This window comes from Azospirillum melinis, assembly GCF_013340935.1.
Taxonomy (GTDB): domain Bacteria; phylum Pseudomonadota; class Alphaproteobacteria; order Azospirillales; family Azospirillaceae; genus Azospirillum; species Azospirillum melinis.
This window is the reverse complement of sequence record NZ_WHOS01000076.1, coordinates 13125-30272: the sequence shown is the minus strand read 5'-3', so window position 1 is coordinate 30272 and position 17148 is coordinate 13125. Positions and strand designations below refer to the sequence as shown.

Annotated in this window: 10 protein-coding genes; 5 read left to right on the top strand and 5 right to left on the bottom strand. The window is 70.4% G+C overall.

Annotated elements, in window-relative coordinates; translation table 11 throughout:
• On the bottom strand, positions 1-2593 hold a 2593-nt coding region (locus tag GBZ48_RS32065), incomplete at its 3' end, for a PAS domain S-box protein (protein WP_174474717.1).
• Between the two features lie 258 nt (positions 2594-2851).
• On the opposite strand from GBZ48_RS32065, the gene GBZ48_RS32060 reads away from it, so the two are divergent.
• Positions 2852-4894, top strand: coding sequence for a hybrid sensor histidine kinase/response regulator (locus tag GBZ48_RS32060; RefSeq protein WP_174474716.1), 2043 nt, complete (start codon positions 2852-2854; stop codon positions 4892-4894).
• Between the two features lie 142 nt (positions 4895-5036).
• Positions 5037-5645: a glycine-rich domain-containing protein gene (locus GBZ48_RS32055; RefSeq protein WP_174474715.1), complete on the top strand. Its 609-nt coding sequence runs from the start codon at positions 5037-5039 to the stop codon at positions 5643-5645.
• A 115-nt stretch (positions 5646-5760) separates the two neighbouring features.
• Here the strand turns inward: GBZ48_RS32055 and GBZ48_RS32050 are convergent, their stop codons facing one another.
• The 4 genes from GBZ48_RS32050 to GBZ48_RS32035 all read right to left on the bottom strand — a co-directional run bounded on the left by GBZ48_RS32050 (position 5761) and on the right by GBZ48_RS32035 (position 10769).
• Entirely contained in the window at positions 5761-7284 is a 1524-nt protein-coding gene (locus tag GBZ48_RS32050) for an ABC transporter substrate-binding protein (RefSeq protein ID WP_246307601.1), read from the bottom strand.
• Between the two features lie 420 nt (positions 7285-7704).
• Complete coding sequence (locus GBZ48_RS32045) at positions 7705-8559, bottom strand: ParB/RepB/Spo0J family partition protein (protein WP_174474714.1); 855 nt, start codon at positions 8557-8559, stop codon at positions 7705-7707.
• Entirely contained in the window at positions 8549-9571 is a 1023-nt protein-coding gene (locus GBZ48_RS32040; protein ID WP_174474713.1) for an AAA family ATPase, read from the bottom strand. The genes GBZ48_RS32045 and GBZ48_RS32040 overlap by 11 nt, the downstream gene beginning before the upstream one ends.
• A gap of 253 nt (positions 9572-9824) precedes the next feature.
• A complete protein-coding gene (locus GBZ48_RS32035; protein ID WP_109451914.1) occupies positions 9825-10769 on the bottom strand; it encodes a replication initiator protein A in 945 nt (314 codons plus the stop codon).
• Positions 10770-11874: 1105 nt separating this feature from the next.
• On the opposite strand from GBZ48_RS32035, the gene GBZ48_RS32030 reads away from it, so the two are divergent.
• The 3 genes from GBZ48_RS32030 (at position 11875) to GBZ48_RS32020 (ending at position 17089) form a co-directional block, all read left to right on the top strand.
• Positions 11875-12711 (top strand): helix-turn-helix domain-containing protein, encoded by an 837-nt coding sequence (locus GBZ48_RS32030; RefSeq protein ID WP_174474712.1) that lies wholly within the window; start codon positions 11875-11877, stop codon positions 12709-12711.
• Between the two features lie 569 nt (positions 12712-13280).
• The gene (locus GBZ48_RS32025; protein WP_246307600.1) at positions 13281-15956 is read left to right on the top strand and encodes a tetratricopeptide repeat protein; all 2676 of its coding nucleotides are present in this window, start codon (positions 13281-13283) and stop codon (positions 15954-15956) included.
• Positions 15956-17089, top strand: coding sequence for a glycosyltransferase family 9 protein (locus GBZ48_RS32020; protein WP_174474710.1), 1134 nt, complete (start codon positions 15956-15958; stop codon positions 17087-17089). The genes GBZ48_RS32025 and GBZ48_RS32020 overlap by 1 nt, the downstream gene beginning before the upstream one ends.
• Positions 17090-17148 lie beyond the last annotated feature (59 nt).

Below are 17148 nucleotides of genomic sequence, written 5' to 3'. Positions count from 1 at the left end.
GGCTTGGGGCCGGGACTGGAGTTTGGCCGGGGCCGGGCGGGGAGGCCGGCGGGCGCAGGCGGTCGAGATGGCCGCGCAGCTCCGCCGCGTCATAGGGCTTGGCGATCAGGTCGTAGCCGCCCATCGCCACGTCGTCGGCAACCACCGCATGGGCGGCGAAGCCCGACGCCAGCAGGACCGGCAGGTCGGGGCGCAGGCGCCGCGCCTCGCGCGCCAGCTCCGCCCCGTTCATGCCCGGCGGCATCACGATGTCGCTGAACAGCAGGTCCAGCGGCTGCGGCCCGCGCAGCACCACCAGCGCCTCGCCGGCGCCGGACGCCGCGGTCACGCGGTGGCCCCAGCTGCGCAGCAGGGCGCTGCCGTTCTCGCGGATGTTGTGGTCGTCGTCCACCATCAGGATCGACAGGCCGGGACGGCCCCCCACAGGATGGGCCGCCGGTGTCTCGCCACCCGTTTCGCCGGTCCTGTCGCCGGCGACGCGCTCGAGCGGGAAATGGATGGTGACGGTGGTGCCCTGCCCCACCCGGCTCGCCAGGGTCAGCACGCCGCCATGCAGCTCCACCAGCCGGCGGGTCAGCGGCAGGCCCAGGCCGGCGCCCTCGGTCTGGCGGTTCTCCGGGGTGGCGACGCGGGCATAGGCCAGCAGGACGCGGTCCAGATCCTGTTCGGGGATGCCGACGCCGTTGTCGCGCACCTCCAGCAGCAGGCCGCCGTCGGGCGCCGGATCGGCGGTCAGCGACACCGACCCGCCGGACGGCGTGTATTTCACCGCGTTGGACAGCAGGTTCAGCAGGATCTGGCGGATGCGCCGCTCGTCGCCGCGCAGGTGGCGGGCGGCGGGGGCGACCTGGGCCGACAGGGCGATGCCGGCGCGGGCGGCGCGTGGGGTCAGCAGGCGGACGGCGAAGGTGGCGGCGGCGTCGAGATCGACCGGCTCGTCGTCGAGGATCAGCTGGCCGGATTCGGCGCGGACATGGTCGAGGATCTCGTTGATCAGCTCCAGCAGATGCTGGCCGCTGTCGCGGATGTTGACGGCGAAGTCGCGGTAATGGGCGGTGCCGACCGGCCCCTCTGACTCCCGCGCGATCAGGTCGGCGAAGCCGATGACGGCGTTCATCGGCGTGCGCAGCTCGTGGCTCAGGCTCGCCAGGAATTCGGACTTGCTGCGGCTGGCCGCCTCCGCCGCGTGGCGGGCGTCCTGAAGCTCCGCCTCCATGATCTTGCGGGCGGTGACGTCGCGCTCGACGCTGACATACTCCTGCGGCGCCCCCCAATCGTCGGTGACCAGCCGCACCGCCGCCTCGATCCACACCCAGCGGCCGTCGGCATGGCGCAGCCGGTAGGTGGTCTTCAGGGTCGGGCGGTCCGGCGTCAGGCGGGACAGGCCGGCGGAAAGATCGTCGCGGTCGTCGGGGTGCACCCGCTCCACCAGCGGGCGGCCGACCAGATCGGCGGGCGGGCAGCCCAGGCTGTCGCGCGTCGCCTCCGAACAGAAGCGGCGCACGCCGTCCAGACCGATGCGGCCGATGATGTCGGTGACGCTGCGCGCCAGCAGCCGGTAGCGCGCCTCGCTGGCGCGGATCGCCCGCTCCGCCTCGTGCCGGCGGGTGATGTCGCGGGCGCCGACCGACAGCAGGACGATGGCGCCGCTCTCGTCGCGGATCGGCACCTGCGACACCTCCCACCAGCGGGTGACGCCGTCATGGGTGTGCTGCTCCTCGAAGCGGGTGGGGGCGGCGGCGTCGATGCAGGATTGCAGGTCCGCCATCGCCTTGGCGGCGAGATCGGGCGGCAGCAGCGCGTCGAGCGGCTTGCCGCGCGCCGTCGTCACCCGGTCGCCCATCGCGCGGGCCGCGGCCTCGTTGGCGCAATGCAGGGTGAAGCTGCCGTCGGGGTTGACGCGGAGCACGACATGGATGTCGGCGGAGCTGTCGAAGACGGCGCGGAACAGGGCGGCGTTCTCGGCCAGCATGCCCTCGTCGGCGAAGCGCCGGTGCTCGCGCGCCAGCATGGTGCCGAGCAGGCCGACCCCCAGCGTGGTGAAGGCGATCAGCGGCAGCGCCGCCTCCTCCATCACCCGCATGGCGAGGTCGAAATCGGGCAGCAGCAGGAAGGCCAGCAGGGTCAGCGGCGCAATCGCCAGACCGAACAGCGCCAGGAGGCCGAAGCCGAAGGCGCCCTTGCCGTCGCCTTTTCCGGTTTCGCCGGTCGCGCGCCGCTCCATCGGGCGGGCCAGCAGCGGGGCGACCAGGGCGGTCAGGGCCAGGCCGGCAAGCCCGGTCGCCGCCCCCACCCCGCCCAGCCACAGCCGCACCGCCCCGGCAATGGCGGCCGACAGCAGCGCCGCCGGCCATCCGCCGAACAGGCCGGCCAGCCCGATCATCGCGTTGCGCAAATCGACCAGCACCCCGTCGGCGACCGGGTAGGCGTCCAGCATGGAGAGGACGGCGGCCACGCCGAACAGCAGGCCGGAGAGCGCCGCGAAGGCGCCGCGCCGGGCGCCGAACCGCCGCAGGACATGGCGATAGGCAAGCAGAACCAGCGCCAGCAGACCGACGCCATGCGCAAGGGCGATGATGATGCCCGTTCCCATTGCTCCGCTCCCCGGCGGCTACGCCAACGGCTACCCCGCTCCCAAACGAATGCGTCGAAACCCGGCGGGAATTTTTACACGCGCAACTTAACAAGAAGAAGAAACGATTCGAAACAGTCATACCGCCTTTTTTCCTACTACTACGGATGGCAGCCGCATGAACCGCTGGCATTGACGTCGCTGTCGTGTTTGGCGTGCGATTCGGCTAGAATGGCGCCGCGCGTCGTTCGTGGTCGTCGTGTTTTCGTAGGCTTCGGCATGTTCTTGAAGATCTTCTCACGGAGCCTGGTTGCCCGGTCCACCGCATCGGCGGTGGTGCTGGTGTCGGTGCTGGTCGCCGTGCCGATGGTCGTGCTGATCCAGTCCGACGTGCGCAACACCAGGGCCGAGCTGGCGATCCGTGCCGAGATGGCGACCCGCATCGTGCTCGACGACGTGACCAATGCGCTGTGGGACCTCGACCCGGAAGAGGCGCTGACGGCGCTGAGCCCGCTGCGCTCGATCGACAGCTTCGCCGAGGCGGTGATCCTGGGCACCCATGGCGAGCGCTTCGCCATCTTCCGCAAGCCGGGCTCGCCCGTCCTGGCCGATGCGCCGCTCAATTCCGGGGCCAATCCCGCGACCACCGCCGCCGCCGTGCCGCTGACCCGCCAGGACCGGGCCGGCGGATCGCGCACCATCGGCACGCTGCTGGTCCGGCTCGACACCGGGCCGACCGACGCCGCCATCCGCCACCATGTGCTGGTGCTGGGCGGCATCGGCGCCGTCACGCTGCTGCTGGTGGTGCTGGGCGTGATCTGGGCGACGCGCGGGGTGACGCTGCCGATTGCCGGCATGACCCGCGCCATGGCCGATCTGGCAGCCGGCGACGTGACGGTGACGGTGCCGGTGCGCCACCGCGACGACGAGATCGGCCGCATGGCCAAGGCGCTCGACACCTTCCGCCAGAACGCCATCGACCTGCGCGCCGCCAAGGAACGGGCGGAGCAGGCGGTGGCGTCGAAGGCGAAGTTCATGGCCGCCGCCAGCCACGACCTGCGCCAGCCGGCCCAATCGCTGCTGATGCTGACCGCCATGCTGCGCGCCACCGCCCCCAACCCCAAGGTGGCGGAATCGGCGCGCAAGATCGAACAGGTGGTGATGACGCTGAAGCAGCTGCTGGACGAGCTGCTGGAGGTGTCGCGGCTCGATGCCGGCGGCGTCACCGCCAACAAGGCGGTGCACGAGGTCGCCGACCTGTTCGACGCGCTGGACTCGCAGTATGGCCCGGTCGCCCGCAACAAGGGGCTGGCCTTCTCCGTGCCGCAGTACCGCGCCCCGGTGCTGACCGACCGGGTGCTGCTGCTGCGGCTGCTGGGCAACCTGATCGACAACGCGATCCGCTACACGCCTTCGGGACAGGTGCAGGTCGCCTGCCTGGAATCCGGCGGCAGCCTGATCGTCGAGGTGCGCGACACCGGCATCGGCATTCCCGAAGACCGGCTGGACGCCATCTGGGAGGAGTTCCACCAGATCGGCAACCCGGAGCGCAACCGCGACAACGGCATCGGCCTCGGCCTGTCGATCGTCCGGCGGCTGGCCGGTGTGCTGGACCACCCGGTCAAGGTGCGCTCCACCCCGGGCAAGGGCTCCGTCTTCTCGGTCACCCTGCCGCTGGCGCCGGTGGAGCCGGCCATGGAACCGGCCATGGAACGGGCACTGGAGCCGCCGCGGCGGGCCGAAGCTCCGCCCGCCTTTGCCCTTGCTCCCACTGAGGCCCCTGTTCCGGTTCCTGCCCCCGCCCCCGCTGCCGCCCCGGCGGCTGTCACCGGGCTGGCGACGCTGGCGGACGCACCGGTGAAGAGCAGCGAGATCGCCATCCTGGTGATCGACGACGACCAGTTCGTGCTGTCCGCCATCTCGATGTTCCTCAACACCTCCGGCCATCGCGTCGTCGGCGCCTCCAGCGTGGCCCAGGGGCTGCGTGCGGTGGAGGGCGGCGATATCCGGCCCGATGCGGTGATCGCCGACTATCACCTGTCCGCCACCGAGAACGGCCTGGATTTCATCGACACCGTCTGGCACCGGCTCGGCCTCAGGATCCCGGCGGTACTGATCTCCGGCCGGCTCGACGGCGCCGTGACCGCCCGCGCCGCGGAGATGGGCGTCATCGTCGCCGCCAAGCCGATCATGCCGGACCGCCTGTCGGCACTGGTGGACCAGATGACGGCGGCCCGGCCGGCAGGAGCGGGGGCAGCCGCAGGGGCAGCATCGGTCGGGGCGCTCGACATCGCCGCTCCGCATAAGACTCCGACGATTTGAGGTCCCTGCCCCCATCCTGGGGCTTAGGACCAAAAATAATCTCACATATCTGATTATGCTGTGTCACAACATCCGAGCGGTGCTCTCGGATATGTCTGCCCCTCATCCGAGGACGAACCGAACAGCAGCTCCGGAGGAACCCATGCGCGGCGCCACCAAGACCAACACCACCCGTGCCCAAGACATCATCGCCGGCTTCGACTTCGGCTATGTCGTCGACCGCGCGGTCGCCGCGGGGATGTCCCGCCGCACGTCCGAGATCGCGCTGACCCAGCTGAAGGCATTCCTGCTGGCCTGCGCCGAGCATCCGGACCGCGACATCGTTCCGCAATCCGCCGCCTGCGACGACCTGTGGCACGAGTTCATCGTTGCCGACACCCGCGCCTATTTCCGGTTCTGCGACGCGGTCTATGGCGAGTATCTCCATCACAACGGCGTGACCGCCCCGGCCGAACGCATGGACGCCGCCCGCAGCGACAGCGCCCGCCTGCTCGCCGGCGCCGACTGCCTGCGCGAGGCCGCCAAGGCCGACTGTCTGCGTGAGGCGAAGGCGGCGGATTGCCTGCGGGAGGCCGCACAGGCCGACTGTCTCCGGGAAGCCAGGAGCGCTGACTGCCTGCGCGAAGCGAAGGCCGCGGATTGCCTGCGGGAGGCCGCGCAGGCCGATTGTCTGCGTGAAGCCAAGCCGGCCGACTGCCTGCGCGAGGCGAAGCCCGCGGATTGCCTGCGCGAAGCACAGGGCGCCGCCTGACGTTCCTGTCCCTGTAAAGACGGAAAAGCCCCTGTCCGCCCGCGGACAGGGGCTTTTTTCATGCGGGCGCCCTGCCATTTGTCCTTGGCCATCCGTCCCCTGCCCTCCCTCGGCGTCAGCCGAAGTTCAGGCCGCCGAACGGCGTGATGAAGTTGTCGCTCAGCACATTGCCGCGCAGCGCCACATAGTCCGGCACCACCAGCGGGATCACCGGCAAATCCTGCATCACCAGACATTCGGCGTCCTTGTAGACCTCCGCCCGAAGGGTGGGATCGGGAATCGCCATCGCCCGCTCGATCAGGCCGTCGAACTGGGGGCTGGTCCAGCCGACGGGATTGAAGCGGCTGCTGCTGCTGAACAGCTCGTCGAGGAAGTTCATCGGGTCGGGATATGTGGCGGTCCAGCCGAACAGGAAGGCGTCGTAATCGCGCCGGCGGGAGCGGGCGATGAACTCCTGCCGCGGCGCCATCACCAGCTTCGCCGGAATGCCGGCATTGTTCCATTGCGAGACGTAATAGACGAACTCCCGCCGGTATTCCGGCACGACGGTGACCTGGAAGGGCTCGATGCCGCGCCCCTCCGGATAGCCGGCCTCCTCCAGCAGGCGCTTGGCCAGCAGCGGGTCGTAGGCCAGCGACTCCAGCCTCTCGTTGGACAGCAGGGCCGGCGGAACGATGCCGTTGTGGACGGTCGCCACCCCGCGGAAGAAGCGCTCCACCATGGCGCTGCGGTCGATCAGCAGCGACATCGCCCGGCGCACCCGCAGATCGCCGAACGCCTTGACCCGCCGCGGGTCGAGCGCCACCACCCGCATCTGCATGCGCGGCACGCTCGACAGCGAACGCTTGAAGCCGGGATCGTCCATCACCCCGCGCAGCGCATCGGTGTCGACGAAGGTGAAGTCGATCTGGCTGTCGTTGAACAGCGTGATGCCGTCATTGCCGATGCCGGTGGCGAGGAAGGACACCCGCTCGAACGGCACCGAGCCGCCGCGCCAGCCGGGATTGGCCTCCACATCCATGCGGATGCCGTCGCTCGACCGCACCAGCCTATAGGGTCCGGTTCCCGCCGACAGGGTGCGGAACCAGTCGGGACCGGCCTGCCCGGCCGCCTCGACATCGACGATGTTCAGCCGGGCGAAGGGGAAGACGGCGCAGGGCTCGTCGCAGACCACCTCCAGCGTCCGGTCGTCGACCACGGTGATGCCGGACAGCTCACCGGCGGTCTTCGCCCGCAGCTCGCGGAAGCCCCGCACCTTCGACAGCGCCAGCACGGCGAAGTTGGTGCCGTCGCCGCCCAGCGCCGCCTCGAAGCTGCGCTTGACGTCGAGCGCGGTCAGCGGCCGTCCGGTGTGGAAGGTGACCCCGTCGCGGATGGTCAGCCGCCAGCGGCGGGCATCCTCGGACGCTTCCCAGGCGGTGGCGAGGCCGGGCAGGATGCGGCCCTTGGGATCGACCGTGGTCAGGCTCTCATACATCGAGCCGAGAACCTGACGCGCGACCAGATCGCTGACGGTCAGCGGATTGAGTCCGCCGGGCAGGGACTTGAACCCGATCCGCAGGGTACCGGCGGCCATCGCCGGCCGGGGCAGGGCCGCGGCCAGACCGGCGCCCCCGAACAGGCCGCCGAGCAGGCTCAAGAAATGTCGTCTCCGCACCGCCTGCATCGCTGCCCCGTACCCCCCAATACCCTCGATCACCTGACAGATGATCCTTAACACGGGGCAGGGCAGGCGGTCACCCTGGCCGAGCGCCAGATGCTTTCGGGCTTGGCAACAATCACCCTCTCCCGCCTCGGGAGAGGGAAGGGGCCCGCCGCGAAGCGGTGGGAAGGGTGAGGGGTTAGGCACGGAGCCATGCGCTTCGGGATTCTTGGCCGCCCCCTCACCCTCCCCACTTCGTGGGTCCCCTCCCTCTCCCGGGACGGGAGAGGGTACTGTAGCCGATTGCTCTCGCGCTTGGCCTCAGTGGCTTTCGCAATCGAAAGCAACCAGAAGGTGTTGTAAAGAAACTAGGCAACCGGAGCGGGCTTTCGCAATCGAAAGCCCTGGTCCGCTGGGTCAGGCGTTCAGCAGGGCGTCGATGCGGTCGCGCAGCGCCTGAAGCCGCTCCCGATGCTCGCGCTGCAAGGCCTGGGCGACGGTGTCGATGGCGGCCAGTTCCTTGTCCATCCGGTTGATCGCCTTGCCCAGCACCCGCATCGGCTCCGCCGTGCTGGAGGCCGCCGGGCGCGCGGCCCGCACCGCACCAACCGTCAGCCCGCCGGTGCGTGCCGTCTGCCACAGCCGGCGCATCTCCGCCTCGTCCTCAACGAAGGCCAGCTCGACCAGGGCGGAGCGCGACACCGCATCGGGGTTGGCGCGGTAATCGGCCAGGATGTCGTCGGGCAGGCGCAGCACCTTCAGGCGCTTCGACACCTCGGCCTCCGAACAGCCGACCGCCGCCGCCACCTCCGACTGGGTGTAGCCGTGCGCCTCGATCAGCTGGGACAGGCCGCGGGCGAGGTCGATGGCGTCGAGATCGACGCGCTGGACATTCTCGATCAGCGCGATCTCTTCGGGCCGGCCCTTGGTGATGATGGCGGCGATGGTGCCGCGGCCGAGCAACCGGTGGGCGCGCAGCCGCCGCTCCCCGGCCACCAGCCGGTAGCGGCCCTTCTGCTCCCCTTCCTGGACGAGGACAGGTTGCTGCAACCCGTGGCGGGCGATAGAGTCGGCCAGCGAGCGCAAGGATTCGTCGTCGAACACCGTGCGGGGCTGGCCGGGATTGGTCTCGACGGCGTCCAGATCGACTTCGACCAGCCGGGGCAGCATGCCGCTCAGCCCGAACATGCGGTCGGTCTCGGCGGCGAAGCCGGCCTCCTTGGCCTGGAGCACGGTGGCGGCGGTCTGTCGGGTCAGCTTCTTAGGCGGCATCGACGGTCTCCTGCAGGCGGCCCATGGCGGTCAGCAGCGCAGAGGCGATGGCGGCATAGCTCTCCACCCCCGGCGCGCCGATGTCGGCATCCAGCGTGATGACATTGGCGCCCGCGGCCTGGGCGTAGATGGTGGCGCGCGGCACCGGCGGGAACACCCGGCGGCTTTCGCCCCACAGGCGCTGGATGTCGTCGAGCGACGAGCGGTCCTGGGTCTGGCGCGGGTTCACCATGGTCGGCAGGATGCCCAGCACCTCCAGCCGTGGGTTCAGCCGGCGCTGGATCTTGGCGACGGTGTCGAGGAAGGCACTGACGCCGAGGATGGCGTGCGGCTCCGCCTGGCAGGGCACCAGCACATAGTCGGCGGCGGTCAGCGCGTTGATCGTGACGGCACCCAGGTTGGGGGCGCAGTCGATGACGATCACGTCATAGCGATCCCGCACGCCGTCCAGCATCTCGGCCAGCGCGGTCTGGGCGTTGGTCAGGTTGCCCGGCAGCTCGGTGTCGGCGCTCGCCAGCGCGATGCTGGAGGGCACGACGTCCAGCCCCTCGACGCCGGTGGGGCGGATCACCGCGTCGAGCGGCGCCTTGCCCATCAGCGCATGGTAGAGGACCCTGCCCGCCTCCGTCAGCGCGACGATGTCGGCCTGCGGCACGCCGACATGGACGGTGGCGTTGCCCTGCGGGTCGGCATCGACCAGCAGCACGCGGTTGCCGGCGCGGGCCAGGATGAAAGCCAGATTGATCGAGGTCGCCGTCTTGGCGGTGCCGCCCTTCTGCAAACCGACGGCGACGGTGGTGCCGCGGCGGGGCAGGGGGCTTTCCGGCCGTTCGAGGTCCAGTAGAAGCAACCTGCCCAGCACGTCGCGGGGCAGGGCCTCCTTGCCGGTTTCCCATTTGCTGAGCCGCTGCTTGTCGTATTTGCGGCCCGTCAGTTCATTGACGAACGCCGCCATCTGCGTCTGGGTCAGGCCGCGCCGTTCCCGCAACGCCTTCAACTGTTCCCCTGTCACGCTCCGTCCTCCTGCCCCGGCACCGGTCGGCAGCGACCCTATCAAGTCGTCGCGACTCCGGCAACGGGTGTCTACCGAAGGGGGAGGGGGGTTGCGATTAGCCCCTCTCCCGCCCCGGGAGAGGGAAGGGGCCCGCCGCGAAGCGGTGGGAAGGGTGAGGGGTATTGCAAGGAACCATGCGGTTCGGGATTCTCGCCTACCCCCTCACCACTTCGTGGGTCCCCTCCCTCTCCCGGGCCGGGAGAGGGCAATTTCACACCGTCTCGTCGTATTCCACCTTGGGGACGTCGATCCAGTTTTCCGGCTGGCCCTGGCTCTTCTTCCAGAACAGCACCGGCAGGTCGGCGTTCAGCACGCGGCCGAGAACGGCGCCGCGCGCCTTCATCGTTTCCTTGTATTCCGCCGTCTCGACGATGCGGACGCCATAGCCGGGGATGCGGTCGGCGGCCAGGACGGGATTCAGCGCGTTCTTGAACTTGCGCAGGTCGTTGTCGGAACCGACGCGCTTGCGCAGCGGCTCCAGCGCCATCCAGAAGGCGTGGCCCCGGGCAAGGTGGGCCCGCGCGATCTCGTACAGGCGCTTCTCCACCGGCTTCAGCGCGAAATACTGGTCGTCGTAGCTCAGCAGATTGTGGCCCAGCGCCGCGCGGGTGACCCAGCCCGACAGCGTCAGCTTCAGCCCGCGCACCGCCCGCTCGCCGTCCTTCTTGCGCTGGTAGAGCAGCTTGTAGTCGGAAATCCACGAGAAGGCGCCGCTCTCGCCCTCGCCGCCGGTTTCCAGATTGGTCTTGATCTGCGTGCCCTGGAGCCGTTCCAGCGCCCCTTCGATCTTGTCGTAGGCGCTGCCGCCGGCGGTCTTGCCGACGATGCGCTGGAGGTCGCTGGTGGTGAAGTGCAGCTCGCCCAGCTTGGAGCCCTTGCCGGAGTCCATCTTCTCGCGCAGCAGCGAGATGGCGTAGAGCAGCACCGCCTTGTCCCAGATCGTCGCAACGCCGACATTCTTCGGCGCCCGCACCTCGATCCGCACCTTGCCGTCATCGTAGGTCGGCAGCGATTCCGCCTTGTCCTTCGAAAGGCCGAACAGGCTGTAGACCATCATGTGGCGGTCGTTCTGCACATCGCCGGTCAGCGGTGAATCGAGCCGCAGAGCCAATTGCAGCGGCCGGTCGAGCAGCTCGGCGTTGATGGTCTGGGTCATGCGATCTCTCCCGCGGGTCCCGTGCGGCCTCAAGTGGGTTGAACCCATAATCCACAAGCCTGCCACCCTGTTCCACACTGCCGGACCAAACGTCGCCGTTCTGCCGAAAGATTCCCGCGGCCGGCGCCGAATGCCCGGTCGAATGTCGCCGTTCTGCCAGTTTTTGCGGCCGAGGACGGTCGGGCAGGTGCCGGATGCGGATTCGGCGGGGGAGGGAGCCGCTCCGGCCGGCCAGCGGTGGCGGCAACGTCTGCGTTCTGCCGTGCCGGTGGGGGATAGGGCAGGGGACTCTCACGCCAACATGTTGATTTTGCTCGGTTACTGTATGGCTTGAGGGCCCCGGATCGGGCTGGAAGGCCCCCGGGGAGGGCATCGACTGGCAGAACGGCGACGTTCGGACGATCCGCCGCAGGGCCGATTCCCGCCCGATTCTCCGCCGATTCCATACCGGGGAGGGGAGGGGAGGGGTGGACTCCGCTCCATCATTCGGCAGAACGGCGACGTTCGACGGGACCATCCCGTCCGCCCAAGCCGCCGACGGCCAAGAATCTTTCGGCACAACGGCGACGTTTGGAGCCGAATCTTTCGGCACAACGGCGACACTTCGACCCGGACGGCCGGAGGAGCGGTGCGGCAAGTGATTGATTCCTCCGCAAGAATCCAGCCCGGTGTCCGCGAAATGCCGTCCACGGGCGATTCTTCCAAGACCGTGGACAGACGCGCAACGCCACGTACACATTTCAAAAAACGGGCGAAAACCGCCCTCATGCCGTCGTCGTGCGCCCATGCCAGATCCTGGCCGGCGCCACGCGCCGGTGTGACGGGCGGTATGAACCCAGGCAACGCGACGAGGGCATCTTGACGGAGAGCATCATGACGTAACGGAGGACCGACCTCCGAAAACACAAAAGGCCCGGATTGCTCCGGGCCCTTCGTGTCGGACGGAGGAGACCGAGGAAAACCCCGGGCACCCCACATCTGGCTGTTTGGCGACTCCATGATGGCAGGGCAGGCCCGCAAAGCCAAGCGGATTCAGTGCGAATCCGTTGACGCTCTTCCTTTGTCTTCACCCGTCCCAAGGATCGACCGACAGACGGGTAATGCAATGAAGCCATACATCGACATGTACAGGCGCTGGATTGCCGTGCCCGGCATCCAGGCCGCCGACATCGCGGTGTTGTCCGCGCTCTACGCCCATGCCGACCGCGACGGTGTCTGCACCGCCACGCAAGGGGAACTGGCCGAGGAGCTTGGGCAAAGCCGCGCCTGGTTCAACGCCGTGCTGAAGGGACTGCAGGAGAAAACCGCGCGGGACGCTCCTTCGGACTCCGCGGCGGCACTGGTCTGCGCCAAGCCGCGGCGCGGCCTGCGCGGATTCGCCTATCAGCTGGCGGGACTGGAGGGTGTTACCGCCGGCATGTCCTGTCAGCCGGCTGACAGCAGCGGTTCGCCGGCCGGCATCTCCTGTGAATCCCAGAATCCTGAATCCTCCTCCTCCCTCCAGGGCGGGGGGATGGGTCGGCAGGACGAGGCGCTGCCGGCCGACTGGCAGCCCGATGCCGCCGATCTGGCCTGGGCGGCGCTGGAGCGTCCGGAGGTCGATGCCGGCCGGGTGACGGCGAAGTTCGTGTCCTGGTGCCGCAAGGCCCACCGCCGCAACGGCTACCGCCCGCCGGATCCGGGGGCCGCATGGCGCCGCTGGATCGCCCGGGAGCTGGTGGCGCCGGCAGAACAGTTGGCCAGCCCGGTTCCGCCATCCACCCAGCCTTTCGTCCAGTCCTCCGCCCCTCAACTCCGCCGGGAGCCCCGCAATGACCGCCGCACCGAACTCCGTGCCGATCTCCGAAGCGGTGCCCTGCGTGCCGGTCCTGCGTCCGATGCCGCCGGCCGCAACCGTGAAACCCTCGCAGCCTTGCGGCTTCGCCTCGCTGGCCAGGCTTGATGCCGCGGATCTGCGGTTCGAAACCCAGGATCTGGCGCCCGACGAGATCGGGGCGCTCGCCGACCGGGTCGAGCAGGCCATCGGCACGCTGACCCCGCCGATCGGCATCGAGAATGTGCTGATCGGGCTGGAGAAGCTGGCCGACCGCTTCGCGCTGGAACTGCCCGACGCCGATCTGCTGGAGGCCGACGTGCGGGCGATGGCGGACTGGCCGGCCGACCGCTGGATGGCGGCCTTCGATGCGGTGTGGGCGGCTTTCCGCAGCGGCTGGAGCCGCTTTCCGACGCTGGGCGACTTCCGCGAGGCGCTGGGCGCCCTGCCGCCGGCGGTGGAAAGCCGCGCCGCCGACGATCTGCGGCGGCTGGCGGCCCGGCTGCGCCAGGAACAGCAGCTGCGCGCCCGCACCGAGGAGCAGCGCCGCCGCACCCGCGCCCGCGAAGCCGCCCTGGCGGACCGGCAGCGCGAACTGGCGCTTCAGCGCGCAGCCGAACTCCTGCCCGAACTCCCGCTTGTCCGCGGGCCGGCCGGCCAGCATTATCCGCCGGACCACCAGAGAGTGCAGCCAGCGGATGAAACCGAACCAACGCCCGCCGCAACGCCCGTTGCATCGTCCGACCGGGACCGCCGACGCACAGGCGCTGCTGACCCGTGCCGTCACCCATCATCAGAACGGGCAGCTGGCCGAGGCGGCGACGCTCTACGAACAGGTGCTGAAACGGCTGCCGACGCAGGCGGACGCGCTGCATCTGTCGGGGCTGATCAAGGCGCAGACCGGCGCGGTGACGGAGGGGATCGGGCGGATCCGGCAGGCGGTGAAGGCCGACCCGCGCCAGCCGCTCTTCCATGCCAATCTGGGCCGGCTGCTGGAGGCGGCGGAGCAGTGGGAGGATGCGGCGACGGCCTTCCGCTCGGCGGGCGGTCTGGCGCCGCTCGACCCGTCGCTGCCGCGGATGGAGGCGGCGGCCTGGACAAAGCTGGGCCGGCAGGCGGCGGCGGTGCAGCCGATGCTGCGGGCGATGGCGCTGGAGCCGGCGGATGCCGGAACCGCGGCGGATCTGGGCGACGCTCTCTACGACTGCGGGCGCTTCCTGCCGGCTGCGGACTGGTACGGGCGGGCGGCGGCGCTGGAGCCGCATCGGGTTCTGGCGGCCTTCAACCGGGGAGCCGCCCTGCGCGACGGCGGCCGGATCGCCGAGGCGGCGGCGGCCTTCCGGGCGCTGGCGGGACGGGCGCCGGAGATGGTGGAGCCGCTGGAGCAGTATATGCAGCTCGCCCAGCAGCTGGGCGACGGCGGCGGTGCCGGGACGGCGGCCCGCCGGCTGCTGGCACTGGTGCCGGCGCAGGCGGCGGCGGTCCGCAGCCTGGGCAGTGCCGAGACCGGGCCGGCGCAGGAGCCGGTCTGGCTGGCACGGCTGGCACGGCTGGAGCCGCTGGCCGACGATGTGGTGCTGGCGCTGGCCGGCCAGCTCTATGGCCGGCGGCGGAGCGCGGCGGCGGAGCGGGCATACCGCCACGCGCTGGCGTTGAGGCCGGACTCCGGCCTTGCGCTGTCGGGGCTGGGACTGGCGCGGGCGACGCAGGGGATGGCGGGTGCCGTGCCGGCGGTGCTGCGTGCGGTGCGGGTGGCGCCCGACGACGCGGCGCTCGCCGCCAATGCCGGATCCGCCTTCCAGCTGGCCTTGCAGCCGGAGGCGGCGCTGTCCTGGCACCGGCGGGCGCTGGCGCTGACGCCGGACGACGTGGCGGCCTGGATCAACATCGGCACCCTGCGGCTGGAGGCCAACGCGGCGGAGGAGGCGATCCCGCCGCTCGACCGCGCCAGACGGCTCGGCGAAATCACGCGGGACATGGATCAGCTGGCGCTCGCCAACTCCAATCTCGGGGTCGCCCGGATGGCGCTGGGGCTGCATGGGGAGGCGGTGGCGGCCTTCCGCGCGGCGCTCGACCGGACGCCCGACGACGCGTCGATCCGCTCCAACATGCTGTTCTGCCTGTGTTTCGACGACCGGGCCGATCCGGTCGAGGTCTTCCGCGAACATCGCGCCTTCGAACGCCATCTGCCGGCGGTACCGGCCGCTCCCCATGCGGTGGAGAGCCGCGATCCGGAGCGGCGCTTGCGCGTCGGCTACCTGTCGCCGGATTTCCAGCGCTATCCGGGGCCGGGCTATCACTTCCTGCTGCCGCTGATCGAGGGGCACGACCGCGGGAGGGTCGAGGTCACCTGCTACCACAGCGACCGCAGCCGCGATGCCACCACCGACCGGTTCCAGGCGGCGGCCGACCGCTGGCGCGACGTGGCGGTGCTGACCGACGAGGAACTCGACCGGCGGATCCGGGAGGACCGCATCGACATCCTGGTCGATGCCGGCGGCCACATGTCGCGCAACCGCATGGCCCTGATGGGGCGCCGTCCGGCGCCTGTGCAGGTCAGCCTGCCGCTCTATCCCAACACCACCGGGCTCAGTGCCGTCGATTACCAGTTTGCCGATCCCCGTCTGGCACCGCCGGGGGCGGACGCGCTGCATGCGGAGAAGCTGATCCGGCTGCCGGGCTGCGTGCTGTGCTACCGCCCGGCGGACTCCGCCTTCGCGCCGCCGATCCTGCCGCCGGTGGAGGGCCGCGGCCATATCGCCTTCGGGTCCTTCAACAACATCACCAAGGTGAACGCCGCCACCATCGCGCTCTGGGCGCGGCTGCTGGCGCTGGTGCCGACGGCGCGGCTGGTGCTGAAATGGCGGGGCTTGGGCAGCGGCGGCGGTGCCGACCGGCGCCTGCTGGCCGCCTTCGCCGGGCATGGCATCGGGGCGGAACGGCTTGAGCTGCGCGGCATCACCCCCGACCCCTATCAGGACTACGTCACCATCGACGTGGCGCTGGACCCCGTCTTCGCCAATGGCGGAACGACGATCTGCGACGCGCTGTGGATGGGGGTGCCGGTGCTGAACCGGACCGGGCCGACCAAGATCGGCCATTGGGGGGCGACCTTGCTCGATGCCGTCGGGATGGCGGAGCTGGTGACGCGCGACGACGAGGCCTATGTGGCGCAGGGTGTCCGTCTGGCGACCGACCGCGCCTTCCTCGACGCGCAGCGGCAGAGTTTGCGCGAGCGGATGCGACGGTCGGCCCTGATGGACGAGCCCGGCTATGCCCGCGCGGTGGAGGCCGGCTATCGCACCGCGTGGCGCCGCTGGTGCGCCGGGCTGCCTCCGGCGGCGTTCGATGTGGCGGAAGGGGAGGGGCGGTGATGAGCGTCTGCGATCTGGCGGCCGTCCGCAGCATCCTGGTCGTCAAGCTGGACGAGGCCGGCGACTTCGTGATGGCGACCCCTTTCCTGCGGGCCCTGCGCGCCGCCGCCCCGCAGGCGCGCATCCTGCTGGCGGTGCGCGAGGCGGTGGCGGATCTGGCCCTGACCTGCCGCTGGGTCGACGGGGTGGTGGCGCCGCGGCCGAAGGAGGGTGGCGGCATCGACTTCCGCGGCATCACCCCCGGCGGGCTGATGCTGTTCGCCGAGTGCTACCGTGCCGGCTTCGATCTGGCGCTGGTGCCGCGCTACGACTTCGACCGCCATGGCGCGACGACGCTGGCCGCCAACAGCCGGGCGAAGCTGGTCGCCGGGTTCTCCGAGCGGGTCACGCCGTGGAAGGCCGATGGCAACCGGGGCTTCGACCGCGCCTATGGGCTGGCGCTGGCCCCGCCGCCGGGGCGGCACGAGGTGGAGCAGAACGCCGCCCTGCTGGAGGCACTCGGCGCAGGGGCGGATCCGGGGCCGCTGGAACTGGCGCTGACGGCGGAGGACAGGGCGGAGGCGCGGCGGCTTCTGGGGGCCGGAGATGGCCGGCCGCTGATCGTGGTGGCGCCGGGGGCGGCCAGCCTGCGCCGCGTCTATCCGGCCGAGCGGCTGGCCGCGGCGGTCTCCGCCGTCGCGGGTGCGCTCGATGCGCGGGTCGCCGTGCTGGGCACCTTGGAGGAACGGCCGGCTGCCGGCGCGCTTCTGGCGGCAGCGCCGGGACGGACCATCGACCTGACCGGCGCCACCCCGCTGCGCGTTGCTGCCGCCGTGATGGCGGAGGCGGCGCTGGCGATCACCATGGATTCCGCGCCGGCCCATCTGGCCGCGGCGGCCGGGGTGCCGGTGGCGGTTTTCTCCTGCCATCCCATCGGCGGCGATCCCAACCATTTCCACGCGCCCGAGCGCTTCCGGCCCTGGACCGGCGGGCGGGAGGAGCGGGCGCTGGTGCTGCGGCCCGAGGCAGCGGTGCCGCCCTGTGCCACGTCCTGCCTGGCGGCCGAGGCGCATTGCATCGCCACCATCGATCCGTCCGACGCGGCACGGCGCATTTTGGACTTGGTGACCGCGACCATGGGAGAGCGGGGATGAGCGATCCCATCATCCACGTTAGTTTCCCGTAGCCGCCAGACGCCTATCCGAAGACGCTG

Coding starts and splice junctions, on each gene's coding strand:
- GBZ48_RS32060 (WP_174474716.1), top strand. CDS start 2,852: ATGTTCTTGAAGATCTTCTCACGGAGCCTGGTTGCCCGGTCCACCGCA.
- GBZ48_RS32055 (WP_174474715.1), top strand. CDS start 5,037: ATGCGCGGCGCCACCAAGACCAACACCACCCGTGCCCAAGACATCATC.
- GBZ48_RS32045 (WP_174474714.1), bottom strand. CDS start 8,559: ATGCCGCCTAAGAAGCTGACCCGACAGACCGCCGCCACCGTGCTCCAG.
- GBZ48_RS32035 (WP_109451914.1), bottom strand. CDS start 10,769: ATGACCCAGACCATCAACGCCGAGCTGCTCGACCGGCCGCTGCAATTG.
- GBZ48_RS32030 (WP_174474712.1), top strand. CDS start 11,875: ATGAAGCCATACATCGACATGTACAGGCGCTGGATTGCCGTGCCCGGC.
- GBZ48_RS32025 (WP_246307600.1), top strand. CDS start 13,281: ATGAAACCGAACCAACGCCCGCCGCAACGCCCGTTGCATCGTCCGACC.
- GBZ48_RS32020 (WP_174474710.1), top strand. CDS start 15,956: ATGAGCGTCTGCGATCTGGCGGCCGTCCGCAGCATCCTGGTCGTCAAG.